The organism is Xanthomonas sp. WHRI 7064, assembly GCF_040202355.2.
GTDB classification, from domain to species: domain Bacteria; phylum Pseudomonadota; class Gammaproteobacteria; order Xanthomonadales; family Xanthomonadaceae; genus Xanthomonas; species Xanthomonas arboricola.
The window spans coordinates 2,542,796-2,567,933 of record NZ_CP167821.1 but is presented as its reverse complement, the minus strand read 5'-3'; the positions used below and the strand labels follow the sequence as shown (position 1 = coordinate 2,567,933).

The following is a 25,138-nucleotide window of genomic DNA, read 5'->3' as shown; positions in this document are numbered from 1 at the left end:
GTCACAAGGCGCAGTCGCTGCGCTTTTTAGACTGGGCATCACGTTCGAAGGAGCCTTCCATGGCCACGACCACCGCATTGTCCCGTTCCCTCAACGACCGCATGATTGCCGGCGTGGTCGGCGGCATCGCCCGCCGCTTCGGCTGGAGCTCCACGCTGTTGCGGGTGCTGTTCGTGATCGTGTCGATCGCCTCGGCCGCGTTCCCCGGCATCCTGGTCTATCTGATCCTGTGGTTGCTGATCCCCAACCAGGCCGACTGACGCCCACCCGGCGCCGGTGGTCATCCGTGCAGGTGCTGGGCGCGTTGTGGACGCTGCCCAATACCTTGCTCGGCCTTGCCATCGGTGCCGCCGGCAGCTGTTTCGGCGCGCGTCCGCGCTGGTCCGGGCAGGAGCTGGCCGTGGTGTTCCATGCCTGGCCATGGGGACCGGGCGGGGCGATGACGCTGGGCAATGTGATCCTGCTCAAGGGCGCCTCGCTGGATCTGCAGTGCAGCACGTATGCGCATGCTGCCGGGCGTTGTCAGCACCCGCCGGTGCGCCTGGGTGACCACGAACGGGCGCATGTCTACCAGTACATGTTGCTCGGCCCGCTGTTTTTGCCGGTGTATTTGCTGTGCGGCGGCATCCACGTACGCAATCCGCTGGAACGGGCCGCCGACGCGTATGCGCTGCACGGCCACGGCTGGTGGCCGTGGGGATCTCAGCGCAACCGCGAGAAACCGAACAGCTCCGATAACGGGTGAGGCCTGCCTTCCAGTTGCGCGCGCAATAAGCCTGCGCCGATCGCGCTGTAGGTGATGCCGTTGCCGCCGTACGCCATCGCGAACGACACCCGCGGCCCATGTTGCGGATGCGGGCCGAAGAACGGCAGCCCATCGGCGGTTTCGGCGAAGGTGCCGCCCCAGGCGAACACCGGGCGCAGGCTGATGTCCGGCATCGTCTGGTGGATCTTCTTCAGCAGCGTCTTCAGCTTGCGCATGACACGTGCGTCGCGACGTGCGGGCAGATCGATGTTGTCGTCTTCGCCGCCGGCCACCACGCGTCCATCCGGCGTGCTGCGCAGGTAGAGATAGGGGCGCGCGGTTTCCCACATCATGGTGTGCTTGAGCGCGCCCATCTCGTTGTCGTGCAGCGGATCGGTCACGAATGCGTAGCTGCTGCGGTTGCGTGCCACGCGCTGCGACAGCCACTGCTGGTTTGCGTAGCCTGCGGCCATGATGACGTGCCGGGCGCGCAGCGTGACTCCGTCGCGGGTGCGCAACGCGACATGCCGGTCGTGGGGTGTGAGGGTGGCGATCGCGGTGCGGTCGTAGATGCGCGCGCCGTAGTGCTCGCCTTCTGCAAACAGGCGGTAGCACAGCCGATACGGATCGACGCTGGCGGCCAGGCGGCTGAGGATCGCGCCCTCGGAGCGTACGCCGTAGTTGTGCCACAACGGCGCGCGCTCGATCCATTCGACCGGAAGAGTGTGGGTTTTTCGCACCTGCAGTTCGCTGCGTAGGTCGTCGAGATCCCGCGACCGGCTGGCGTAGTACAGGCTGTCCTGACGGCTGAAGTCGCTACCGCCCAGTGTATTGCAGAGGCCTTGCAGGTCGACGATGGCTTGCGCGCACGCAGCGTATGCCGACGCTGCCGCCGTCATGCCGTAATGCCTGGCCAACTCGATCATCGGTGTGTCGATTTCGTACTGTAGCAAGGCGGTACTGGCCGAGGTACTGCCCCAGCCGATCTCGCGCTGCTCGAGCACCACCACCTCGTGCCCGTGCTTGAGCAGTTCGTGCGCGACCAGGGCCGCGGTGACCCCGCCGCCGATGATGGCCACCTCGCAATCGGTGTCCCGCTCCAGACGCGGATAGGCGCGCATTAACCCGTTGCGGATCGACCAGAACGGGTAGCCACTCTTGAGGTCCATGCGGTGTCGTACGTGCGGGCGGAGCGCAATTGGACCGGCAGGCAGGGTGAAGCGGTTGTGCAGACAGGCGAGGGGATCCTGCCGTCACCAAACCGCAAACAGCCGGCGTTAACGTGCGTGGAAAGCTCCTCACGGCACGGTCGTTATGCTCGCGCCACTAACGTAGTCACAGTTGTTAACGAGGGTGTGGGCATGTCGATCGTTCTGTACGTCGGTGGCAGCAAAGATGGCGACAAGGGTGTTGTGCCTTACGGGTTCAGCAAGTCGCGCGCGATGACCGACGCCGGCCCGGAGATCTATGTCGAGCGCATGGTGCCGTTGAAGGACGTCGGCAAGATCCGCGTGATGGCACTGGAATCGCTGCACGAAAGCATCCTGGTCGAGCGCGCTGCCACGCATTACGCAGGTCGCGCCAGCTAAGCGCAGCCGACCGGACGACTGCGCCCACCGTCAGTGGGCGCCAAGTGCCCACAGCTGCAGGTATCGCAACGGTACTTCAGCTCTTACGCACCCTCTGCAACTACCTGACGATCGCCCGCTAGCGCTCGTCAGCCGTCGAAAGACGCGCCGGCATAGTGTTATGGCGATCCTGTCAACGGGTTCCCGCGGCGGGCCAGCACTGCGAAAATGCTTTTTTCAGTGAAGCGGCTCCGGCCGCGCCGCCATGCACGACAGCCAGCTTGCCCAGCAGATCGCTCGCACCATCGCCGACGAGATCGGTGCCCAACCCGCCCAGGCGCGCGCCGCCATTGCCCTTCTCGACGAGGGTGCCAGCGTTCCGTTCATCGCGCGCTACCGCAAGGAAGTCACCGGCGGGCTGGACGATACCCAACTGCGCAATCTGGAAACGCGCCTGACCTATCTGCGCGAGCTGGAAGAGCGCCGCGCGGCGATCCTGTCCAGCATCGGCGAGCAGGGCAAACTCAGCGACGAATTGCGCGCCGAGATCGTGGCGGCCGACAGCAAGTCGCGGCTGGAAGACCTGTACCTGCCTTACAAGCCCAAGCGCCGCACGCGTGCGCAGATTGCGCGCGAAGCCGGTCTGGAGCCGCTGGCCGACGGCCTGCTGGCCGACCCAAACCAGGCGCCGGAAGTCGCTGCCGCGGCGTACATCGATGCAGAGAAGGGCGTGGCCGATATCAAGGCAGCGCTGGAGGGCGCACGCGCCATCCTGATGGAGCGCTGGGGCGAAGATGCAGCCCTGGTGGGCGAGCTGCGCAGCTGGTTGAACGACAACGGCGTGATCCGCGCGCGCGTTGCCGAGGGCAAGGAAGAGGCCGGTGCCAAGTACCGCGATTATTTCGATCATGCCGAATCGCTGGCCAGGATTCCCTCGCACCGCTTGCTGGCGCTGTTTCGTGCGCGCCGCGAGGAATTCCTGTATCTGGATCTGGAGCCGGGCAACGATGCCGAGGCCGGCCATCAGTACGCCGAGGGCCGTGTGGCGCGCAATGCCGGCATCTCCAACCAGAACCGCCCGGCCGATCGCTGGTTGCTGGATGCCTGCCGGCTGACCTGGCGCGCCAAGCTGCACATGCATCTGCTGCTGGACCTGTTCAACCAGGCGCGCGAAAAGGCCGAGGCCGAGGCGATCGCCGTGTTCGGCGACAACCTCAAGGACCTGATGCTGGCCGCACCGGCCGGCCCGCGCGTGGTGCTGGGGCTCGATCCCGGTATCCGCACCGGCTGCAAGATCGCCGTGGTCGATGCCACCGGCAAGCTGGTGGCCACCGAGACGATCTACCCGCATGAGCCCAAGCGGCAATGGGAGCAGTCGCTGCAGACGATCAAGAAGCTGTGCATGCAGCACAATGTGGAGCTGATTGCGATCGGCAACGGCACCGCCAGCCGCGAGACCGACAAGCTCGCCGGTGAGGCGATCGCGCTGTGCGGGGCGAGCAAGCTGCAGAAGATCGTGGTCAGCGAAGCCGGTGCGTCGGTGTATTCGGCGTCCGAGTTTGCTGCCAAGGAGTTCCCCAATCTGGACGTGTCGCTGCGCGGTGCGGTGTCGATTGCGCGGCGCCTGCAGGATCCGCTGGCCGAGCTGGTCAAGATCGAGCCCAAGGCGATCGGCGTGGGCCAGTACCAGCACGACGTAGATCAATATCGTCTGGCCAAGGCGCTGGAGGCGCGCGTGGAAGACTGCGTCAATGCGGTCGGCGTGTACGTCAATACCGCGTCGGCGGCGCTGCTGTCGCGCGTGTCCGGGCTGTCGAGCACGGTGGCGGAAAACATCGTGCGCCATCGCGACGACAACGGTCCGTTCAAGCGCCGCAAGGACCTGCTCAAGGTGCCGCGTCTGGGCGACAAGACCTTCGAACAATGCGCCGGTTTCCTGCGCATCGCCGATGGCGACGAGCCGCTGGACGTGTCGGCGGTGCACCCGGAAGCCTATCCGGTGGTCGAGCGCATCGTCGGCAGCACCGGCAAGCCGATCAAGGCCCTGCTGGGCGACGGCAGATTCCTGCGTGGACTCAAGCCGGAGCTGTTCACCGACGAGCAGTTCGGTGTACCGACCGTGCGCGACATCCTCAAGGAGCTGGAAAAACCCGGCCGCGATCCGCGCCCCGAGTTCAAGGCGGCACAGTTCGCCGAAGGCATCGAGGACATCAAGCACCTCAAGCCCGGCATGGTGCTCGAAGGCGTGGTCAGCAACGTCGCCGCATTCGGTGCGTTCGTCGACATCGGCGTGCATCAGGATGGCCTGGTGCACATCTCCGCGTTGTCGGACACCTTCGTCAAGGATCCGCGCGATGTGGTCAAGGCCGGCGACATCGTCAAGGTCAAGGTGCTGGAAGTGGACGTGGCGCGCAAACGCATCGCACTGACCTGCCGTCTGTCCGATACGCCACCGCCGGCCGATGCCGCAGCCCAGTCGCGCGACCAACGCGGCAACGGCGGCGCGGGGCAGGGCCGGCGCGATGGTGGCGGTGGGCGTGGCCCGGCGCAGGGCAACAGCAAGCCGCGCACTACTGCGCCGCCGGCCGACAACGCGCTGGCCGCGGCATTCGCACGCGCTAAGCGCGGCTGAGTCAGCGTGCCCGGCGGCTGCCCTGGCGTGGCTGGGCAGTGTAGATAGACCCGCTCGCAAGGCGGCGGGTCTGCTGCTGCGATTGGATCGCGCTTGGGCAGGCTGATCTGCAACTTGGCTGCGGGTCCGTGCACTCCGACCACCGCGGTGCGCCTATGCAGATACGATCAGTCATAAGGCGGCTGACCTGCGGTCTGGCTGCGGGGCCCTTGCCCGCCCACCATCGCAGGACACGCTGCAGTTACGTCCATGTAGGCTCTTACGCGGCATCCATGCCGCGTAAGGTCCCGCGACGGTGAGCGGGCAAGGACCGGTTGAGATGGTCGGTGAGTTTGGTTGCAAGCAGGGGGTGGCGCGCGGTTGTTCGAGTTGTGATGCGTCTGAAATCGTCGCGTTGCGAGCTGGGTGACAGACAGACTCAAAGAGGCAATCTACGAACGTTTCAGCGAGCTAACGCAATCTCGCTATCAAGCAGGGTTTCCACATGACTACCGACCAACTTGCTGGTGCGGTGTCCTCGCCGGTTGCGGGACCCTTGGCGGCATGGATGCCGCCAAGGAGCCTCCATGGACGGATTCACGGCGTGTCCCGCAAGCGGCGAGGGCACCGCGCACTCGACTCACTGAGCTTTGGGCTTAGGCATTGTTCTGCAGCTAAATAACGCCGCTGCTCAAAATGGCGGCGCGTGCCTTTTGGGGAGCCTAGCGGGCAGATAAGTCAGGTGTGCAGAGCGCTTGATCTGCGGCTTGGTCGCAAGGCCCTTGCCCGCCCACCATCGCGGGACACGCCGCAAGTACGTCCTTGTAGGCTCTTACGCGGCATCCATGCCGCGTAAGGTCCCGCGACGGTGGGCGGGCAAGGACCGGTTGGGATGGTCGGTGTGTGCGTGCTGCAAGCAGCACTCAGTTGACCACCCTGTTTTATTGCGTTTCCAGGCGATCTCACGCCTCGCTGCGTACCGCGCGTGTCGGCAAGATCAGGCGTTCGATCAGGTCGACCAGGCCGGGTGGTTCCACCGGCTTGCCCATATGCGCATCGAATCCAGCGACTACTGCGCGGTCGCGGTCTTCTTCGCGCACATAGGCGGTGAGGGCGATCGCGGGGATGTGCCGCGGCAGGTCGGCGCGGCCGGAGCGCACGGTGCGGATCAAGTCGTAGCCGTCGCGCACCGGCATGGCGATATCGCTGACCAGCACGTCGAAGGGAGTCTCTGCCAGGCATTGTTCGGCCGCTTCCACCGAGCCGGCCGCCTGCACCTGCGCGCCGGCAAGCATCAGGAACTGCACCACCGCCTCGCGCGAATCCTGGTCGTCGTCGACCAGCAGCAGGCGCACGCCATCCAGGCGCCCGAGACAATCACTCGGCAGCGGACCGACCTGCAGCGACCCGGCCGACGCCGGCCGCAGATCGCTGACCCCATGCTGGAACGGCAGCACGATGGTGAAGGTCGACCCCTTGCCTTCGCCCGCACTGGATGCCCCCAGGCTGCCACCGTGCAGATCGACCAACTGACGCGAGATCGACAAGCCCAGCCCCAGCCCGCCCACGCGCCGTGTGGTGCCGGCATCAGCCTGCCGAAAGCGGTCGAACACATGTGGCAGGAACTCGGCCGCAATCCCGATGCCAGTGTCCTGCACGCACAGTCGCAGCCGTTCGTCCTCGATGTCCAGCGCCACCCGCACCGTTCCGCCGGGTGAGGTGAACTTGAGCGCGTTGCTGAGCAGGTTGGACAGCACCTGCTGCAGCCGCCCGGCATCGCCGAAGAACCACAACTCTGCTTCGCCGGGTGCATCCAGTTCCAGTGCGATGTCGCGCGCCAGTGCAGAGGGTTGCATCAACTCCACCGTGCTGCGCATCAGTCCTGCGATATCGAAGTGCTCTGCCTGCAGGCGGATTTTGCCGGACAGGATCGCGCTCATGTCGAGCAGGTCGTCGATGATCTGCGTCTGCGCACGCGCACTGCGTTCGATGATGATCAGCCCCTTGCCCAGATTGGCCGGCTCGAACACCTCCGACTGCATCAACCGCGACCAGCCCAGGATGGCATTGAGCGGCGTGCGCAATTCGTGGCTGAGTGTCGCCAGAAACTCGTCCTTGACCCGGCTGGCATGCTCGGCCTGACTGCGTGCGACGGTCTCGGCCTGCAGCGATTGCTTGAGCTTGGCATCCACGCGCGTGCGCTCGATGACGATGCCGGCCAGATGCGATGCAGAGCGCGCCATCGCCTGTTCGCGCAGCGAGGGCAGGTGGACGCGGTCGTAGTAGATGTTGAGCGTGCCCAGCACCTGCCCGTTGCTGTCCAGGATGGGCGTCACGCAGCAGGCGACGATGCCCAGCGCCGCCGAAATGGCGTGGTGGTCGCTGAAGCTGGGGTCGGCCTGGATGTCCTCGCAGATCACCTGCTGCCCGAGATAGGCCGAGCGCGCGCACGGTGGCCCGTTCGGTCCGATCGGCGAGGCTTCGAAATGCCCGCGGTACTCGACCGGAAAATGCGGCGCCGAGCCGAAGCTCAGCGTCTTGCGTACGTCATCCAGCACCATCACCGCGCAATACAGCGCAATCTCGCCACGCGCTTCCACGCTCGCTGCGATGGCGTCCAGCACCACCGGCAGCGGTGCGCCGGTGGTGATCAGGCTCAGGATGGCGCGATCGGAGGCGGTTTCATCCTCGATCAGCTTGCGTTCGGAGATATCGGTCAGCGAGCCGATGTGGCCGAGAAAACGTCCATCGCTGGCGAAGTGCGGCGACGCGGTATCGATGCACCAACGGTATTGCCCGTCGTGACGACGCACACGGTACTCGGCCAGGAACTCGCCACGTTGCTCCAAGGCCTGGCCGAATGCGTGGCGCACGCGTTCGGCATCGTCCGGATGCATCACATCCCACCAGCCCTGATCCATGGCCTGGTCTTCGGCCTGCCCGGTGAAGTGATACCAGCGCGGATTCCAGTACACGCAGTCGCCCTGCGCGTCGGCCATCCAGATCATTGCCGGCACCGTTTCGCACAAAGCGCGGAAGCGCACTTCGCTTTCGCGCAGCTGTTGCTCGAACGCACGGCGGTCATGGATATCGGTGTAGGTGCCGATCCACTCGCTGATGCTGCCGTCGTCGCCGCGCACGGGTAGGGCACGCGCCAGGTGCCAGCGCCTTTGGCCATCGTGGCGTTGCAGCTCACACTCCATTTCGTAGGCGCGTTCAACCTCGATGGCCAATGCCCAGGCCTGCGCTGACAGCTGCAGGCCCTCGGCGGTGTGTGCCTGATGCCACGCGGCGGTCTGGTGGTCGGCAGGGTCCAGTCCGGTGTATTCATACCAACGCTGATTGAAGTAATGCGGCTCACCCTCCGGGTCGGCAATGAAGATGATCTGCGGCAGGGTGTCGGCCAGTCGGCGCAGCCGCGCCTCGTTGGCGGCCAGTTGCTGCTGCGCCTTAGCGCGTTGCATGGATTCCCAACAGCGCGCCGCAACCAGGCGGACCAGCTCGATCTCGGTGGACAGCCAGCGCCGCGGTGCGCGCTGATGCACGCCGATGGCCGCGACCAGGCGGCCGTGTTTATGCAGCGGAATCGCCAGCGATGCGCGCAGGCCGGAGCGTCGGTACTGCCGCGCCACATAGTCCGGCGCACCGGGCGCCATCGCATCGGTGGTGAACCAGGGGCGGTTTTCCAGCAAGGCGTCGCGCAGGCCCTGCGCTACTTCCAGCGGAAAATCGCCCTGCAGGCTTGGCATGTCCTGCACATGGTCGCTGATCACGTGCATGGTTCTGCCGTCGGCCGCCGCCAGGCCGAACGCGCAGCGATTGACCTGCAGATGCTCGCCCAGCAATCGCACGCTGGTGTCGATGATCTGACGCGGATCGGAAACGTTTTGCAGCGCGTCTTCGAGCATCAGCAGGAAACTGTCGCGACTTGCCATGCTGCGTTGCTGGGTGACATCGAATCCGTGCACCAGGATCGCGTCGATGCGGCCGTCGCGCTCGCGCATCGGCTGATACAGGAAATCCACGAAGGTCTGATCGAGCGCATTGCCGGGCGTGCGCTGCAGATAGGCGGACATCGACTCGCCGATGAAGGGACGGCCGCTGCGCCGCACCTCATCGAGCAGCTCGAGATAGCCCTGGTCGGCGACTTCCGGCATCGCCTCGAGCAAGGGACGGCCGAGCAACGGTCGCTGTCCGACCAGCTCGTGGAAACGTTGGTTCGCGCTTTCGATGATGTAGCTGGGTCCACGCAGCACCGCCATGAAGGCCGGCGACTGGTCGAGCGAAGGCGACACCGCTGCGGGCGCGGACTCGCGACGGGGCGGCCCTGCAGCAGGGGCGGGCGTGCCGGCGACATACAGCATGCCCAGAGGTTTGCCGGCCTGCAGCACCGGGCTGCAGGACCATGTAGACAGCGTCAATGCTGCACGCGCATCGGCATCGCTGTGGTTGGCTTCGGCGCCGTCTGCAAGTTCCGCCAAGGGTTGGCCGAATGCTGCCGGGTGGCGTTCGCCCAACAGCGCGATGCAGGCATCGTTGTAGATGCAGCGCGATTGCTCGCCCCAGACCAGCAGCATCGGCACCTGTGCATGCAGGCACAGCGAAAGCGTCGTCCGCAGCGCTGGGCTGTCGCGCAGCTGCGGGTCGGCGGCGCATGCGGACGACGCCAGCAACAGCCCGGCTGTCTCGCACGTCTCCGGCAACAAACCGGCAAACGGCGACACGGCGATATCCATTGGTGACCTGCCCATCATGCCTGGATGCACGATTCTAGTGGCAAGCGGGCCGTGATCGAGGGGGTGTGGCAGCCGGCGCGGCCGCGCGAGGGGTCTACGTTAAGCCCGGCAGGCGGGCGGTCAGCAGCTGTGGCTGACGGTGAAGAGCGTTGAAGACCGGCCGCGCATACATGCTGGCGGCGCATCCGCTTGCGCTGTTGCTCAGCTGGCGGCGTCGCTCAGCTGCCGTGCCCTGGACAGCGCGCTGATCAGTTCGTCTGACAAATAGGGCTTGGTCAGGATCACACCGCGCTCGAAGCCGCTGGGGATGGTGCCACTGGCAACACCGGTCGCCAGTACGAACGGAATCCCGAGCTCCGACAGCAACCGGGCGACCGGCTCGCTGGTCTCGCCATTGCCGAGGCGGTAGTCGAGCACTGCGATCTCCGGCGCATCGGCCTGGATCAGGGTCAGCGCTTGCGCAACTTCCCCAACCGGACCCAGCACGACCGCGCCAGCCTGGACGAGCTGCAGATCGAGCAGCATGGCATTCATCTGGTCGTTCTCGACCACCAGCACCCGAACTCCACGCAACACCGACATTGCTTACTCCTTCACCTAAGTCGGCCAGTATATCGACACTGCTCCACCGCAGCGCTGACGCCACTGCTTGCACCTGAATTCGTCAGGCGCGCTCTGACACTGTTCGTTTCATGCGCAAGTCGCTATACTGCGCGGCCACGCCGAAGTGGCGGAATCGGTAGACGCAGCGGATTCAAAATCCGCCGCCCTTAAAAGCGTGTGGGTTCGAGTCCCACCTTCGGCACCAGGATGTAGCGGTACAAGCAAAGCCCCTCTGGCGACGGTCAGAGGGGCTTTTCTTTTGTGCGCTCGATAATCGTCGGAACCTGCGAATGTTGGCGGCTGTTGCCCCCTCGCGCCGAGCAGCATCGCGGTCAAAAACAGGGCGATTTGTCGTCGACGTGGTGCAGCAGTTGGTGCGGCATCGTCATCTTTCTTCGCCGTATGGCGACGTGTTCAATTACCGCGCATCGATGATGCGTGGTCGCTGAAAATTCCGGCGAGATGAGCGTGGATTGCCGCCAGGCGCCTGCAGGCACGCAACCATCACGCGCGATGCGTACCTTGGAAAGCTCTTTTCAAGCAGGTGGCTTCCCATGGATTTCGATTCTTCGCAGCAACTGCGCATCTTGCGCGACATCCATGACACCACGCCGGTTGCCGACGAAGAGGCCAACTGGGCAGTGCGTGCCGGCTATGCAACACAGGCCGAAGACGGAGACATCGATCTCACTCACGAAGGCCGCAAGGCGCTGGATGTTGGCCAGACCTGATCCGTCGTTGTGCGGATTTGTTCGACTCGCAAGCAAGTTAAGTGTGCCGTCGAGTGAGCGCGTTCCACAGTCGATCCGCGCGTGTTTGGATGCAGTGGCGCGATGCGCGCGTATCGTGCCGCCACCGACTGCATGCGGTGGAGCAGGGCGCCCTAAGTTAGATGCAAAAAAAAGCCCCGGCAGTGCCGAGGCTTTCAGATGATTGGCGTCCCCACGGGGATTCGAACCCCGGTGTCCACCGTGAAAGGGTGGTGTCCTAGGCCTCTAGACGATGGGGACGCGTATCAAAACCTGGTTGTAGATTCCAGACGGCCTATGTCGGGAATTTGGTGGAGCCAGGCGGGATCGAACCGCCGACCTCCTGCATGCCATGCAGGCGCTCTCCCAGCTGAGCTATGGCCCCACGATGCTGCGAGCCGGCAATCATAGCGACATCGATGACGCTTGGGAAGTGGTGTGTGCAAAAAAGTTTGCGCGACCGATTCGCACGCGGCGGGCATCAATGTGACGCGTGGCTTCGCAAGCAATCGAAGAGTGCGCGCGTCGCAAACTGACCGACCTAGATGTCGTCTGCATGCACGGGTGTCTGATTGCGTAAGGTGTGGCGATACAGTGGCCGTGGCAGCTTTTGCACTTCGGTCATGTGCAATAGTCTGCGCACAACATTCGATCAGCATCGCAATATCCCGCGTTTGCTTGCACCGGCATACGCGTAGCCGTGCCGGCAGCTGCAGCAGGTGAGGTGCAAAGCTCCAAGGCGCACTACGTTGATGCGGAGCAGTTGCATCATCGATATGGACAGATGCACACCACGAGCACCGCGTGCAGATAACCGCGCACGCAATCGATGCTGAAAAACACGCAAAAAAAAGCCCCGGCAGTGCCGGGGCTTTCAGATGATTGGCGTCCCCACGGGGATTCGAACCCCGGTGTCCACCGTGAAAGGGTGGTGTCCTAGGCCTCTAGACGATGGGGACGCGTATCAAAACCTGAGTTGTCACCCTGACGGCCTAAGTCAGGAGTGGTGGAGCCAGGCGGGATCGAACCGCCGACCTCCTGCATGCCATGCAGGCGCTCTCCCAGCTGAGCTATGGCCCCACGAAACTGAGAACGAAATGATAGCGGCCTGTTAATGTTCGCGCAAGTGCTTTTTCATTTCGCATGAGACGCAGCGTGCGCGGGCACGCTGTGCGTCTGCAACTCAGTTGACGCCGTGCAGGTCGCGCAGCTGCGTCTGTCGAGCACCGAAGTAGGCGGCAAGGTCGGCAATGTCCTGATCGCTCAGTGCAGTGGCCTGCGCCGTCATCAACGGGTGCTGGCGATCGCCGCTGCGGTAGGCCTGCAAGGCGTGCGCAAGATAATCGCCGTATTGGCCGCCGAGCTTGGGATAGCTGGGGTCGATAGGGGCGTTGCCGTCGGCGCCGTGGCAATCGATGCAGCTCTGGCCGGTGGCCTTGCCTTTCGCGTGCGCCAGCTTGTCGCCGGCGTCGGCGCGCCCGGTCGGCAGGCCGGCAGACGAGCCGGAGCCATGTTCGCCGCTGGCGTGGCCGGCATCGCCGGCGGAATGATCGGTGGACTCAACCTGGGATTGGGAGCAGGCCGCCAACATCAGGGCAGCGACCAGGGCGATGGCTAGACGCGGAGCGTGCAGGGCGTTCGGCATGTGGGCGCTTATTTGAGGGTGGACAGGTAGGCGGAGATATCGGCGATGTCCTGCTCGGAAAAGCTCTGCGCCTGCGCTTGCATGGTGGGATGCTTGCGTTTGCCCTGGCGGTACTCGGTCAGCGCCTGGGTCAGATACTGGCTGGATTGGCCGCCGATCTTGGGCACGCGATAACTGGGATAGGCGTTCTTGTAGCCGGTGACGCCATGGCAGCCCTGGCAGGTGTAGGCCAGCAAGCGGCCGTTGGACGGATTGCCGGTGGGCGCTGCGGGTGTAGCCACTGCCGCGGCGGGCGCAGGGGGGGCGGGTGCGGCTGGCGTGACTGACGGTGTCGCTGATGCGCCCCCAAACGGCAGGAAGACGACCAGAGCGAGACAAGCGGCGAGCGGCTGCGGGCGCATGGTTTCGTATCCGGAAGACTGATTGAACGTCCGCACGTGGGGGCGTGGCGGAACCGGTCCGAGTATGCCTGCGATTTGGCGCCGCGCAAACGGGGTGAATACGCGAACTTGAACAGACCATGACCTTTGGCGCATTGGCGACATGATCGTTCGGGTGGTCTACTTGCCTACAACACCTGTTCACGCATCCACTAGGACACGACGATGTCGCCACTCTCCTTCCTGCCGGGCCGCAGCGGAACCTGCGCCGCTGCATTGTTGATCACCACGAGCCTGTTGCTGGGCGGCTGCAAGGCGGGAGATGGCGAGGCCAAGGCCGCGGAGGAAAAGAAAACCGTCGAGGCGGTGCCGGTGGAAATTGCCAAGGCCGCACGCCGTGCGGTGGCGGCCAGCTATACCGGCACCGCCGCCCTGGAGCCGCGTGCCGAAGCGCAGGTGGTAGCCAAGACCTCCGGCGTGGCATTGGCGGTGATGGTGGAAGAGGGCCAGAAGGTGTCCGCGGGTCAGGCCCTGGTTCGCCTGGATCCGGACCGTGCGCATCTGGCGGTTGCGCAAAGCGAAGCGCAGCTGCGCAAACTGGAGAACAGTTACCGCCGTGCCACCCAGTTGGTGGGGCAGCAGCTGGTCAGTGCCGCCGATGTCGACCAGCTCAAGTTCGATGTCGAAAACAGCCGTGCGCAGCATCGCCTGGCATCGCTGGAGCTGTCCTACACCACGGTGCAAGCGCCGATTTCCGGGGTGATCGCCTCGCGCTCGATCAAGACCGGCAACTTCGTGCAGATCAATACGCCGATCTTCCGCATCGTCGACGATTCGCAGTTGGAAGCCACGCTCAACGTGCCCGAGCGCGAACTGGCCACGCTCAAATCCGGCCAGCCGGTGACCTTGCTGGCCGATGCCTTGCCCGGTCAGCAGTTCATCGGCAAGGTCGACCGCATTGCGCCGGTGGTGGATTCGGGCAGCGGCACCTTCCGGGTGATCTGTGCGTTCGGCCAGGGCGCCGAAGCGCTGCAACCGGGCATGTTCGGGCGCATCCGCATCGATTACGACCAGCGCAAGGACGCGTTGGTGATCCCGCGTCTGGCGCTGCTGGACGATGGCGAGCCGGCGGTGTTCGTGGTGCGTAACGGCAAGGCCAGCCGGGTGCCGGTGAAACTCGGCTATGCCGAAGGCCCGTGGCTGGAAGTGCGGCAAGGGCTGAAGGAAGGCGACCAGGTGGTGACCGCCGGCAAGGTGGCGCTGCGCGATGGTACTGCGGTGCAGGTCATCGGCCAGCCCGACCGCAAGCCGGTTGCGGCTGCGGCACCGGCAGCCGATAGCGACGGGAAACGCTCATGAGCGATCACGGCAACCCGCACGCACCCGTGCACGACCCGCACGCCCCCTTGCCCGGCGGCGGCGGTCTGGTGGCCTTCGCCACGCGGCGGCGGGTGACCATCGCGATGATCACCGTGACCATGCTGCTGTTCGGGCTGATCGCGCTGCGCAGTCTGAAGGTCAACCTGTTGCCGGACCTGAGCTACCCCACGCTGACCGTGCGCACCGAATACACCGGCGCGGCGCCGGCGGAAATCGAAACGCTGGTGACCGAGCCGGTGGAAGAAGCCGTCGGCGTGGTCAAGAACCTGCGCAAGCTCAAGTCGATCTCGCGCACCGGGCAGAGCGACGTGGTGCTGGAGTTCGCCTGGGGCACCAACATGGACCAGGCCAGCCTGGAGGTGCGCGACAAGATGGAAGCCCTGTCGCTGCCGCTGGAGACCAAGCCGCCGGTGCTGCTGCGCTTCAATCCATCCACCGAGCCGATCATGCGGCTGGCGCTGTCACCCAAACAGGCGCCGGCCTCCGACAACGATGCGATCCGCCAGCTCACCGGGCTGCGTCGCTACGCCGATGAAGACCTGAAGAAGAAACTTGAACCGGTGGCCGGCGTGGCCGCGGTCAAGGTCGGCGGCGGGCTGGAAGACGAGATCCAGGTCGATATCGATCAGCAGAAACTGGCGCAGCTCAACTTGCCGATCGACAACGTGATCACCCGGCTCAAGGAGGAGAACGTCAATATCTCCGGCGGCCGGCTGGAGGAAGGCTCGCAGCGGTATCTGGTGCGCACGGTCAACCAGTTCGTGGATCTGGACGAGATCCGCAACATGCTGGTGACCACGCAAAGCAGCAGCGGCAGCGCCGCGGAAGCGGCGATGCAGCAGATGTATGCGATTGCCGCATCCACCGGGTCGCAGGCGGCGCTGGCCGCGGCGGCCGAAGTGCAGAGCACCTCGTCGGCGTCCAGCAGCAGCATCGCCGGGGGCATGCCGGTGCGATTGAAGGATGTGGCCGAGGTCCGCCAGGGCTACAAGGAGCGCGAGGCGATCATCCGCCTGGGCGGCAAGGAAGCGGTGGAGCTGGCGATCTACAAGGAAGGCGACGCCAATACCGTGTCCACTGCCGCGGCGCTGCGCAAGCGGCTGGAGCAGTTGAAGGCGACCGTGCCCGGCGATGTGGAGATCACCACCATCGAGGACCAGTCGCACTTCATCGAGCACGCGATCAGCGACGTCAAGAAGGATGCGGTGATCGGCGGCGTGCTGGCGATCCTGATCATCTTCCTGTTCCTGCGCGATGGCTGGAGCACCTTCGTGATCAGCCTGTCGTTGCCGGTGTCGATCATCACCACGTTCTTCTTCATGGGCCAGTTGGGCCTGAGCCTCAACGTGATGTCGCTGGGCGGGCTGGCACTGGCCACCGGGCTGGTGGTGGACGACTCGATCGTGGTGCTGGAAAGCATCGCCAAGGCGCGCGAGCGTGGCCTGAGCGTGCTGGATGCGGCAATCGCCGGCACCCGCGAAGTCAGCATGGCGGTGATGGCGTCCACGTTGACCACGATCGCGGTGTTCCTGCCGCTGGTGTTCGTCGAGGGCATCGCCGGGCAGCTGTTCCGCGACCAGGCGCTGACCGTGGCGATCGCGATCGCGATCTCGCTGGTGGTGTCGATGACGCTGATCCCGATGCTGAGTTCGCTCAAGGGGGCGCCGCCGATGGCATTCCCGGACGAGCCGAGCCATCCGCAGTGGCAGCCGCAGCAGCGCTGGCTCAAGCCGGTGGCTGCCGGCCGGCGCGGGGCCGGCGCGAGCGTGCGCTATGCGTTCTTCGCGGTGGCGTGGACGGTGGTCAAGCTGTGGCGCGGCATCGCACGGGTGGTGTCGCCGGTGATGCGCAAGGCCAGCGACCTGGCGATGGCGCCGTATGGCCGCGCCGAGCGTGGTTATCTGGCGATGCTGCCGGCGGCATTGCGGCGGCCTGGCCTGGTGCTGGGACTGGCGGCCGCCGCATTTATCGGCACCGTGTTGCTGGTGCCGATGCTGGGTGCGGATTTGATTCCGCAACTGGCGCAGGACCGCTTCGAAATGACGGTGAAGCTGCCTTCCGGCACGCCGCTGGCGCAGACCGACGCACTGGTGCGCGAGTTGCAGCTGGCGCACGACAAGGACCCGGGCATCGCCTCGTTGTATGGGGTGAGCGGCAGCGGTACGCGGCTGGACGCCAACCCCACCGAGAGCGGCGAGAACATCGGCAAGCTCACCGTGGTGATGGCCGGCGGCGGCAGCCCGGAAGTGGAAGCGGCGGCCACCAGGCGGCTACGCAGCAGCATGGTCGGGCATCCCGGAGCGCAGGTGGATTTTGCACGGCCGGCATTGTTCAGTTTTTCCACGCCGCTGGAAGTGGAGCTGCGCGGGCAGGACCTGGGCGAGCTGGAACGTGCCGGGCAGAAACTGGCGGCGATGCTGCGGGCCAATGGCCATTACGCCGACGTCAAGTCGACGGTGGAAGAGGGCTTCCCGGAAATCCAGATCCGTTTCGATCAGGAACGCGCCGCTGCGTTGGGGCTGACCACCCGCCAGATCGCCGATGTGATCGTCAAGAAGGTGCGCGGCGATGTGGCCACGCGCTACAGCTTTCGCGATCGCAAGATCGATGTGCTGGTGCGTGCGCAACACAGCGACCGCGCCAGTGTGGATGCAATCCGTCAGCTGATCGTCAACCCGGGCAGCAGCCGACCGGTGCGTCTGGCGGCGGTGGCCGAGGTGGTGGCGACGACCGGGCCGAGCGAGATCCATCGCGCCGATCAGACCCGCGTGGCGATCGTCTCGGCCAGCCTGCATGACATGGATCTGGGCGGCGCGGTGCGCGAGGTCGAGTCGATGGTGCGCAACGATCCGCTGGCCGCCGGCGTGGGCATGCATATCGGCGGGCAAGGCGAGGAACTGGCGCAATCGGTGAAGTCGCTGTTGTTCGCGTTCGGTCTGGCGATCTTTCTGGTCTATCTGGTGATGGCCTCGCAGTTCGAATCGCTGCTGCATCCGTTTGTCATCCTGTTCACCATTCCGCTGGCGATGGTCGGCGCGGTGCTGGCCTTGCTGATGACCGGCAAGCCGGTGTCGGTGGTGGTGTTCATCGGCTTGATCCTGCTGGTGGGGCTGGTGACCAAGAACGCGATCATCCTGATCGACAAGGTCAACCAACTGCGCGAGGAAGGCGTGCCCAAGCGCGAGGCCTTGATCGAAGGTGCGCGTTCGCGCTTGCGGCCGATCGTGATGACCACGCTGTGCACCTTGTTCGGCTTCCTGCCGTTGGCGGTGGCGATGGGCGAGGGCGCCGAGGTGCGCGCGCCGATGGCGATCACCGTGATCGGTGGGTTGCTGGTGTCCACGCTGCTGACCCTGCTGGTGATCCCGGTGGTGTACGACCTGCTGGACCGTCGCGCCGATGCATACTACCTGGAGCGTGGCCGGCGCACGGCCGGCCAACGTGCGCAGGCGACCGGTAACTCCGACGGGCTGGAGGCGCTATGAGCGTTGCCGCCTTCAGCATCCGTCGGCCGGTCACCACCATCATGTGCTTCGTCTCGCTGGTGGTGGTGGGGCTGATTGCCGCGTTCCGGTTGCCGCTGGAGGCGCTGCCGGACATTTCAGCACCGTTCCTGTTCGTGCAACTGCCGTACACCGGCTCCACCCCGGACGAGGTGGAACGCAACCTGGTGCGGCCGGCCGAAGAGGCGCTGGCGACGATGACCGGCATCAAGCGCATGCGCTCGACCGCCACCGCCGATGGCGCCAACATCTTCATCGAGTTCTCCGACTGGGACCGCGACATCGCCATCGCCGCATCGGATGCGCGCGAGCGGCTGGATGCCATCCGCGACGATTTTCCGGAAGATCTGCAGCGCTTCCACATCTACAAATGGTCCAGCAGCGACGAACCGGTGCTGAAGGTACGCCTGGCCAGCCAGACCGATCTGACCGGCGCGTACGACATGCTCGACCGCGAGTTCAAGCGGCGCATCGAACGGATTCCCGGCGTGGCCAAGGTGGAGATCTCCGGCGCACCGCCGAACGAAGTGGAGATCGCCATCGCGCCGGACCGGCTCACCGCGCACGACCTCAGCCTCAATGACTTGAGCGAGCGCCTGGGCAAGCTCAATTTTTCGGTGTCGGCAGGGCAGATCGACGACAACGGCCAGCGCATTCGGGTACAGCCGATCGGCGAATTGCGCGACCTGCAGGAACTGCGCGACCTGGTGCTCAATGCCAAGGGGCTGCGGTTGGCCGATATCGCGCAGGTGCGGTTGAAGCCGACGCGGATGAATTACGGCCGCCGCCTGGATGGGCGCCCGGCGATCGGGCTGGACATCTACAAGGAGCGCAGCGCCAACCTGGTGGATGTGTCCAAGGCGGCGTTGAAGGAGGTCGAGGACATCCGCGCCGAACCTGCGATGCGCGATGTGCAGATCAAGGTGATCGACAACCAGGGCAAGGCGGTGACCTCGTCGCTGGCGGAACTGGCCGAAGCCGGCGCGGTGGGCCTGCTGTTGTCGATCACCGTGCTGTTCTTCTTCCTGCGCCACTGGCCATCGACGCTGATGGTGACGCTGGCGATTCCGATCTGCTTTGCGATCACGCTGGGCTTCATGTACTTCGTCGGCGTCACGCTCAACATCCTGACCATGATGGGCCTGCTGCTGGCGGTCGGCATGCTGGTCGACAACGCGGTGGTGGTGGTGGAAAGCATCTACCAGGAACGCGAGCGCATGCCCGGTCAACCGCAGCTTGCGGCCCTGCTCGGCACGCGCAGCGTGGCGATCGCGCTCAGCGCCGGCACCTTGTGCCATTGCATCGTGTTCGTGCCGAACCTGTTCGGCGAGACCAACAACATCAGCATCTTCATGGCGCAGATCGCGATCACCATTTCGGTGTCGCTGCTGGCCTCGTGGCTGGTGGCGATCAGCCTGATTCCGATGTTGTCAGCGCGCATGAAGACACCGCCGATGGTGAGCTCCGAGCGCGGCGTGATCGCGCGGCTGCAGCGCCGTTATGCCAAGGTGCTGGCATGGACGCTGGCCCATCGCGGCTGGAGCGTGGCCGGCATCGTGTTGGTCAGTGCGATCAGCCTGGTGCCGATGAAGTTGACCAAGGTCGACATGTTCGGTGGCGATGGCGGCAACGAGGCTTTCATCCAGTATCAGTGGAAAGGCTCGTACACACATGAGCAGATGGGTGAGGAAGTGGGGCGGGTCGAGCGTTACCTGCAAGCCAATCGCGACAAGTACCACATCACCCAGATCTATTCGTGGTTCAGCGAAGCGGAAGGCGGCAGCACCACCGTGACTTTCGACGCGGGCAAGGTCAAGGAGCTGCCGGCGTTGCTGGAACAGATCCGCAAGGCCTTGCCGCGCTCGGCGCGTGCGGACTACAGCATCGGCAATCAGGGCGATGGCGGCAGCGGCAATCAAGGCGTGCAGGTGCAGTTGGTCGGCGATTCGACCCAGGCCTTGCAGGCCCTGGCCGACGATGTGATCCCGTTGCTGGCGCAGCGCAAGGAATTGCGCGACGTGCATGTGGACACTGGCGACCGCACCAGTGAGTTGGCGATCCGGGTCGATCGCGAGCGTGCGGCGGCCTTCGGGTTCAGTGCCGAGCAGGTGGCAAGTTTCGTCGGTCTGGCGTTGCGTGGCACGCCGTTGCGCGAGTTCCGCCGCGGCGACAACGAGGTGCCGGTGTGGGTGCGCTTTGCCGGCGCCGAACAGAGCAAGCCGGAAGACCTGGCCAGCTTCACGGTGCGTACCAAGGATGGCCGCAGCGTGCCGTTGCTCAGTCTGGTCGATGTGCAGATTCGCCCGGCCGCCACCCAGATCGGCCGCACCAATCGCCAGACCACGCTGACCATCAAGGCCAATCTGGCCAGCAAGGTCACCGTGCCGGAAGCACGCGCGGCAATGGAAAAGCCGCTCAAGGCGATGAGTTTCCCCGCCGGCTACAGCTATACCTTCGACGGCGGCGATTACCAGGACGACGGCGAAGCGATGGGCCAGATGGTGTTCAACCTGGTGATCGCGCTGGTGATGATCTACGTGGTGATGGCGGCGGTGTTCGAATCGCTGCTGTTTCCTGCGGCGATCATGAGCGGCGTGGTGTTTTCGATCTTCGGGGTGTTCTGGCTGTTCTGGATCACCGGCACCTCGTTCGGGATCATGTCCTTCATCGGCATCCTGGTGTTGATGGGCGTGGTGGTGAACAACGGCATCGTGATGATCGAGCACATCAACAACCTGCGCCGCCGCGGCATGGGCCGCACCCAAGCCTTGATCGAAGGCTCACGCGAGCGCTTGCGGCCGATCATGATGACGATGGGCACCGCCATCCTGGCGATGGTGCCGATCTCGCTGACCAGCACCACGATGTTCAGCGACGGCCCGCCTTACTTCCCGATGGCCCGCGCGATCGCCGGCGGACTGGCGTTCTCGACGGTGGTGAGTCTGCTGTTCCTGCCGACGATCTACGCAATTCTCGATGACATGAGCAACGGCGCAGCCGCGCTGGTACGACGTGCGCGCGGCGTGCCGAAGACGCCGCCGGCAAGCGTTGCGCTGGAATCGTGAGCCGCCGACCCTGCTGGAGGTTTCCCGGCGTAAGGCATTCACCAGCGCACTGAGGCCCTGAGTGACAAGGCGCAAAGGCCCTCTCCCGGTGGGGCGAGGAGGCACGGCTTGCGCGCCAAGGGCGCGCGTGCCTTGGAGCGCCCGCGCCGCAAGCGTGGGCCGGGGCGCGGAGTGAGGGGTTGGGGGGAGGGTACGGTTTCTCCGCGTGCAACCCGCTCGTCAGTTACTGGCTTCGGTGAGGGCGACAGCGCGTCCGCGGACTGGCTCCTCGGCTCGGTCAGACATCCTGTCTGACTCGCCGCCGCGGCACATCCCTGTGCCGCTTTACGCCAATCCCCGGCCACGCTGCCGCTTCGGCGAGTCGTTGCCATAGCCTATTCAAGGCAAGCCGATTCGTCATTTTGTTTTCCAGTGATCTGCGCGATTCTCAATGACAGCAGCAGAGCCGGGATCTGTTGACGTGTCACGGTGTGGTGCGCCGAAGACGCCATCGCCACGTAGCGCCCGAGTTTTGAACAACACGGCGCGCCTGAAGCCCCTGTACCCGTCGGGGCGAGGAGGCACGGCTTGCGCGCCATGGGCGCGCGTGCCTTGGAGCGCCCGCGCCGCAAGCGTGGGTAGGGGCGCTGAGCGAGGGGGTGGGGTGAGGGTACGGTTTCTCTTCCGGGGCACTGACAAGCACGCGGCTGTGTTTCGCCGGCTTCGGTGAGGGCGACAGCGCGCCCGCGGACTGGCTCCTCGGCTCGGTCAGACATCCTGTCTGACTCGCCGCCGCGGCACATCCCTGTGCAGCTCTCCGCCAATCCCCGGTCACGCTGCCGCTTCGGCGAGTCGTTTCCGCGACGTTGAGCGACGAAAAAAGGCTGCCGATTCAGTTGTCGATTTTGGTGCATGCCAATCATCCGCCACGTTCGCTGCACGTCCTCTGGACCTTCGACTTCGTAGCTCTCAGACAAACCGCCCAGATGCCAACTACTCAGAAGTGCACGGTTCCCAGCGCTCTCAATCCGCCGCCTTCAAAAAGGAGGCGAAGAGGCCTCTGCCGCAATAGCCGAGGCAACGATCAAAACCTAGGTCGGGCATGCCATGCGGCAGTGGCTGCTCTCCGTTCCGCCAACACAGGAACATTCGAGAGTGGTCCGCGGGCGCCGGGGCAGGACCTTACACGACATGGCGCGTGTAAGAGTCCCCACGGCTGGGTTCACGGCGTGTCCTGCCCCGGCGCCCGCGGGCCGCTCCTGCGCGCAAAATCAAGGCGTCAGCCAGCCACGCTTTTCTCAACCGAAATCAAAGCGCCAGCGAACCGGGCTTTCCTCATTCAAAACCAAAGCCCCAGCTGATCAGCTTTCCTCAGCTATACCAAAGCCCCAGCTGATCAGCTTTCCTCAGCTATCCAGCTTCCCCGGCAACCTGGGTTCCAAGCCGCTGGATACAGCGGCCAGAGAATCAGGCCGCACGTATCTGGCGCACGATCGCCGCCGCCTTGGCCGAGCTCTCCTTGACCTTGTCCCACTGGCCCTGCGCCAGCCAGTCCTTGGGCACCATCCACGAGCCGCCGATGCACAGCACGTTCGGCTGCGACAGGAACTCGGCCGCGTTGGCCTCGCTGATGCCGCCGGTGGGGCAGAGCTTGAGTTCGGACAGCGGGCCGGCCAGGCCCTTGAGCATCTGCAAGCCGCCCACGGCGGTGGCCGGGAATAGCTTGCACACGCGGAAGCCCAGGCCCATGAGGGTCAGCAGCTCGGTCGGCGTGGCCGCGCCGGGCACGGCGGGGATCGGCGCATCGGCGAGCAAGCGCGCCAGCGGCGCCGGCGTGCCGGGGGTGACCAGGAAGTCGGCACCGGCATCCACCGACTGACGCAGTTGCAGCTCGCTCAGCACGGTGCCGGCGCCGATCACGATGTTGGGCAGCTCGCGCTTGAGCATGGCCAGTGCTTCGATCGCGACCGGTGTGCGCAGGGTCAGTTCGATCGCGGGCAGGCCGCCTTCGAGCAGCGCATCGGCCACGCGGCGCGCCTGGTCCAGCGTGTCCACGGTGACCACCGGCAGGATGCCGGCATCGCGCAGCAGCTGTTCGGCGGTGTTCTGGGTCTGGGCAATCGTCATTGCAACTCCGTTAGACGGCGACCGCGAGGCGGTCGCGCAGAGGGAAGGGGAATCAGGCGTCCTTGGACTCGTGCGGTGCGGCGGCGGCCGCTGCATCGGCACCGAGTTCGTACTCGGCGTCGTAGCTCCACAGCGCACCGTCCGGACGGGTCGGGCCGCAGGAAATCGAGATGGCGCCCTGGTCGGCCGGGCCAACCACCTGGCGGTTGATGGCGAACAGGTTGCGCCCCAGGTCGTTGCCCGCCACCGAGGTGTTGGGTGCGACCTCGCGCGATGCCCACTCTTCGGCCGAGACCAGCACTTCCAGCGTGCCGGCTTCGCCGTCCAGGCGCACGATGTCGCCTTCGCGCACACGCCCGATCGGACCGCCGCGTGCGGCCTCTGGCGTCATGTGGATCGCCGCCGGGAACTTGCCCGACGCACCGGACAGACGGCCGTCGGTGACCAAGGCCACGCGTCGGCCCTGGTTCTGCAACAGGCCCAGCAACGGCGCCATCGAATGCAGTTCCGGCATGCCGTTGGCACGCGGGCCCTGGTAACGCAGCACCACCACGAAATCGTGCGGCAGCACGCCGGCGGCATGCAGCTTGTTGAGCACCTGCGGCGTATCGATCACCACCGCCGGCGCTTCGATCGTGCGGTGCTGCGGCTTGACTGCCGACAACTTGATCAGAGAGCGGCCCAGGTTGCCGCGCAGCAGGCGCAGGCCGCCCTGCGATTCGAATGCGGCGCTGACCGGCCGCGCCACGCTGTCGTCGGCGGTAGTCGCAGTGCCGGGCACGTAGACGACCTTGCCGTCCTGCAGGCGCGGCTCGTTGGCGTAGGCGCGCATGCCGCCTTCGACCACGGTGGGCAGGTCGTCGTGCATCAGCCCGGCGTCCATCAGCTCGCGGAACACGAAGGCAGTGCCGCCCGCGGCCTGGAAGCGGTTCACGTCGGCTTCGCCATTGGGGTAGATGCGGGTCAGCAGCGGCACGGTCTGCGAGATCAGATCCATGTCGTCCCAGGTCAGCACGATGCCGGCCGCACGCGCCACCGCAATCCAGTGGATGGTGTGATTGGTCGAACCACCGGTGGCCATCAGCGCGACCACGGCATTGACGATGGCACGCTCGTCGATCAGGCGACCGAACGGACGGAAGTCCTGGCCCAGCGCGGAGATCGCCAGCGCACGCGCGGTGCCCTCACGGGTCAGTGCATCGCGCAACTGCAGCTCCGGGTTGACGAACGAGGCACCGGGCAACTGCACGCCCATCGCCTCGAGCAACACCTGGTTGGAGTTGGCGGTGCCGTAAAAGGTGCAGGTACCGGCCGAGTGATACGAGGACGACTCGGCTTCCAGCAGTTCGGCACGGGTGGCTTCGCCGGCGGCGTAGCGCTCGCGCACTTCGGCCTTCTGCTTGTTCGGAATGCCCGGCGTCATCGGGCCGGCCGGCATGAACAGCGCCGGCAGATGCCCGAACGCCAGCGCGCCGATCAGCAGGCCCGGCACGATCTTGTCGCACACGCCCAGGTAGACCACGCTGTCGAACATGTCGTGGCTCAGGCCGATCGCTGCGGCCTGGGCGATGTTGTCGCGCGAGAACAGCGACAGCTCCATGCCGGCGCGGCCCTGGGTCACGCCGTCGCACATCGCCGGCACGCCGCCGGCGACCTGCGCGGTGGCACCGAGCGTACGCGCGGTGTCGCGGATCAGTTGCGGGTAATGCTCGAACGGCTGATGTGCCGACAGCATGTCGTTGTAGGCGGTGATGATGCCCAGGTTGGGCGTGGCCGCACCGCGCAGGCGCGACTTGTCGGTCGGCTCGGACGCGGCGAAACCATGCGCCAGGTTGCCGCAGCTCAAACGGCTACGGAACGGACCCTCGCGCAGGGCGGCATCGAGACCGGCCAGATACGCCGCGCGCGACGGCGCGCTGCGCTTGCGGATACGGTCGGTGACAGCTTGGATGTTCGGATGCAGGCTCATTGGCTACCGGCTATGAGAAACGGGGAAGGTAATCACGCTGTTCTTTTCGTAGATACCCGCACATGGATGTGCGGGCTT

The 25,138-nt window shown here is 65.3% G+C and carries 14 protein-coding genes, 5 tRNA genes and 2 pseudogenes; 9 read left to right on the top strand and 12 right to left on the bottom strand.

Features of this window, described 5'->3' with window-relative positions; genetic code table 11:
• Positions 1-59: 59 nt before the first annotated feature.
• Together ABQY74_RS11070 and ABQY74_RS11065 are read left to right on the top strand one after the other, a co-directional pair.
• Positions 60-260, top strand: coding sequence for a PspC domain-containing protein (locus ABQY74_RS11070; RefSeq protein ID WP_016904409.1), 201 nt, complete (start codon positions 60-62; stop codon positions 258-260).
• On the top strand, positions 230-745 hold the full coding sequence (locus ABQY74_RS11065) for a hypothetical protein (RefSeq protein WP_349791427.1): 516 nt from the start codon (positions 230-232) through the stop codon (positions 743-745). The genes ABQY74_RS11070 and ABQY74_RS11065 overlap by 31 nt, the downstream gene beginning before the upstream one ends.
• Here ABQY74_RS11065 and ABQY74_RS11060 read toward each other — a convergent pair.
• Positions 703-1,914 carry an FAD-dependent oxidoreductase gene (locus ABQY74_RS11060; RefSeq protein WP_349791425.1) on the bottom strand — a complete coding sequence of 404 codons (1,212 nt, stop codon included), beginning with the start codon at positions 1,912-1,914 and terminating at the stop codon, positions 703-705. The genes ABQY74_RS11065 and ABQY74_RS11060 overlap by 43 nt on opposite strands.
• Positions 1,915-2,106: 192 nt before the next feature.
• Between ABQY74_RS11060 and ABQY74_RS11055 the strand changes: the two genes are divergently transcribed.
• Entirely contained in the window at positions 2,107-2,334 is a 228-nt protein-coding gene (locus tag ABQY74_RS11055) for a hypothetical protein (RefSeq protein WP_016904406.1), read from the top strand.
• A gap of 244 nt (positions 2,335-2,578) precedes the next feature.
• Positions 2,579-4,945 carry a Tex family protein gene (locus ABQY74_RS11050; RefSeq protein ID WP_349791423.1) on the top strand — a complete coding sequence of 789 codons (2,367 nt, stop codon included), beginning with the start codon at positions 2,579-2,581 and terminating at the stop codon, positions 4,943-4,945.
• A gap of 941 nt (positions 4,946-5,886) precedes the next feature.
• On the opposite strand, the pseudogene ABQY74_RS11045 reads toward ABQY74_RS11050, so the two are convergent.
• From ABQY74_RS11045 to ABQY74_RS11035, 3 genes and pseudogenes are all read right to left on the bottom strand, one after another.
• A pseudogene (locus ABQY74_RS11045) lies at positions 5,887-8,868 on the bottom strand (PAS domain S-box protein); the annotation flags it as partial.
• A 54-nt stretch (positions 8,869-8,922) separates the two neighbouring features.
• A pseudogene (locus ABQY74_RS11040) lies at positions 8,923-9,186 on the bottom strand (hybrid sensor histidine kinase/response regulator); the annotation flags it as partial.
• Between the two features lie 675 nt (positions 9,187-9,861).
• Positions 9,862-10,242 carry a response regulator gene (locus ABQY74_RS11035; RefSeq protein ID WP_039527100.1) on the bottom strand — a complete coding sequence of 127 codons (381 nt, stop codon included), beginning with the start codon at positions 10,240-10,242 and terminating at the stop codon, positions 9,862-9,864.
• A 139-nt stretch (positions 10,243-10,381) separates the two neighbouring features.
• On the opposite strand from ABQY74_RS11035, the gene ABQY74_RS11030 reads away from it, so the two are divergent.
• A tRNA-Leu gene (locus ABQY74_RS11030) sits at positions 10,382-10,468 on the top strand.
• 349 nt (positions 10,469-10,817) lie between these two features.
• Positions 10,818-10,994, top strand: a complete 177-nt coding sequence (locus ABQY74_RS11025) for a hypothetical protein (RefSeq protein ID WP_039521745.1) — start codon at positions 10,818-10,820, stop codon at positions 10,992-10,994.
• 203 nt (positions 10,995-11,197) lie between these two features.
• On the opposite strand, the gene ABQY74_RS11020 is transcribed toward ABQY74_RS11025, so the two are convergent.
• From ABQY74_RS11020 to ABQY74_RS10995, 6 genes are all read right to left on the bottom strand, one after another.
• Positions 11,198-11,273: transfer RNA gene (locus tag ABQY74_RS11020), tRNA-Glu, on the bottom strand.
• Between the two features lie 48 nt (positions 11,274-11,321).
• A tRNA-Ala gene (locus ABQY74_RS11015) sits at positions 11,322-11,397 on the bottom strand.
• 498 nt (positions 11,398-11,895) lie between these two features.
• Positions 11,896-11,971 (bottom strand) — tRNA-Glu (locus ABQY74_RS11010).
• A 45-nt stretch (positions 11,972-12,016) separates the two neighbouring features.
• Positions 12,017-12,092, bottom strand: a tRNA-Ala gene (locus ABQY74_RS11005).
• Between the two features lie 103 nt (positions 12,093-12,195).
• The gene (locus ABQY74_RS11000; RefSeq protein ID WP_039514407.1) at positions 12,196-12,657 is read right to left on the bottom strand and encodes a cytochrome c; all 462 of its coding nucleotides are present in this window, start codon (positions 12,655-12,657) and stop codon (positions 12,196-12,198) included.
• 8 nt (positions 12,658-12,665) lie between these two features.
• Positions 12,666-13,058: a cytochrome c gene (locus ABQY74_RS10995; RefSeq protein WP_167764183.1), complete on the bottom strand. Its 393-nt coding sequence runs from the start codon at positions 13,056-13,058 to the stop codon at positions 12,666-12,668.
• Between the two features lie 204 nt (positions 13,059-13,262).
• Here ABQY74_RS10995 and ABQY74_RS10990 point away from each other — a divergent pair, with 204 nt between their 5' ends.
• From ABQY74_RS10990 to ABQY74_RS10980, 3 genes are read left to right on the top strand one after another with little or no spacing between them, the layout of a single operon-like run.
• Positions 13,263-14,396, top strand: a complete 1,134-nt coding sequence (locus tag ABQY74_RS10990; RefSeq protein WP_349791420.1) for an efflux RND transporter periplasmic adaptor subunit — start codon at positions 13,263-13,265, stop codon at positions 14,394-14,396.
• Positions 14,393-17,902 (top strand): efflux RND transporter permease subunit, encoded by a 3,510-nt coding sequence (locus tag ABQY74_RS10985; RefSeq protein WP_349791418.1) that lies wholly within the window; start codon positions 14,393-14,395, stop codon positions 17,900-17,902. Before ABQY74_RS10990 ends, ABQY74_RS10985 begins: the two co-directional genes overlap by 4 nt.
• Entirely contained in the window at positions 17,899-20,985 is a 3,087-nt protein-coding gene (locus tag ABQY74_RS10980) for an efflux RND transporter permease subunit (protein ID WP_065047445.1), read from the top strand. The genes ABQY74_RS10985 and ABQY74_RS10980 overlap by 4 nt, the downstream gene beginning before the upstream one ends.
• Positions 20,986-22,431: 1,446 nt before the next feature.
• Here ABQY74_RS10980 and ABQY74_RS10975 read toward each other — a convergent pair.
• On the bottom strand, positions 22,432-23,091 hold the full coding sequence (locus ABQY74_RS10975) for a bifunctional 4-hydroxy-2-oxoglutarate aldolase/2-dehydro-3-deoxy-phosphogluconate aldolase (protein ID WP_349791415.1): 660 nt from the start codon (positions 23,089-23,091) through the stop codon (positions 22,432-22,434).
• A gap of 52 nt (positions 23,092-23,143) precedes the next feature.
• The gene (gene edd, locus ABQY74_RS10970; protein ID WP_016902599.1) at positions 23,144-25,060 is read right to left on the bottom strand and encodes a phosphogluconate dehydratase; all 1,917 of its coding nucleotides are present in this window, start codon (positions 25,058-25,060) and stop codon (positions 23,144-23,146) included.
• Between the last annotated feature and the right edge of the window lie 78 nt (positions 25,061-25,138).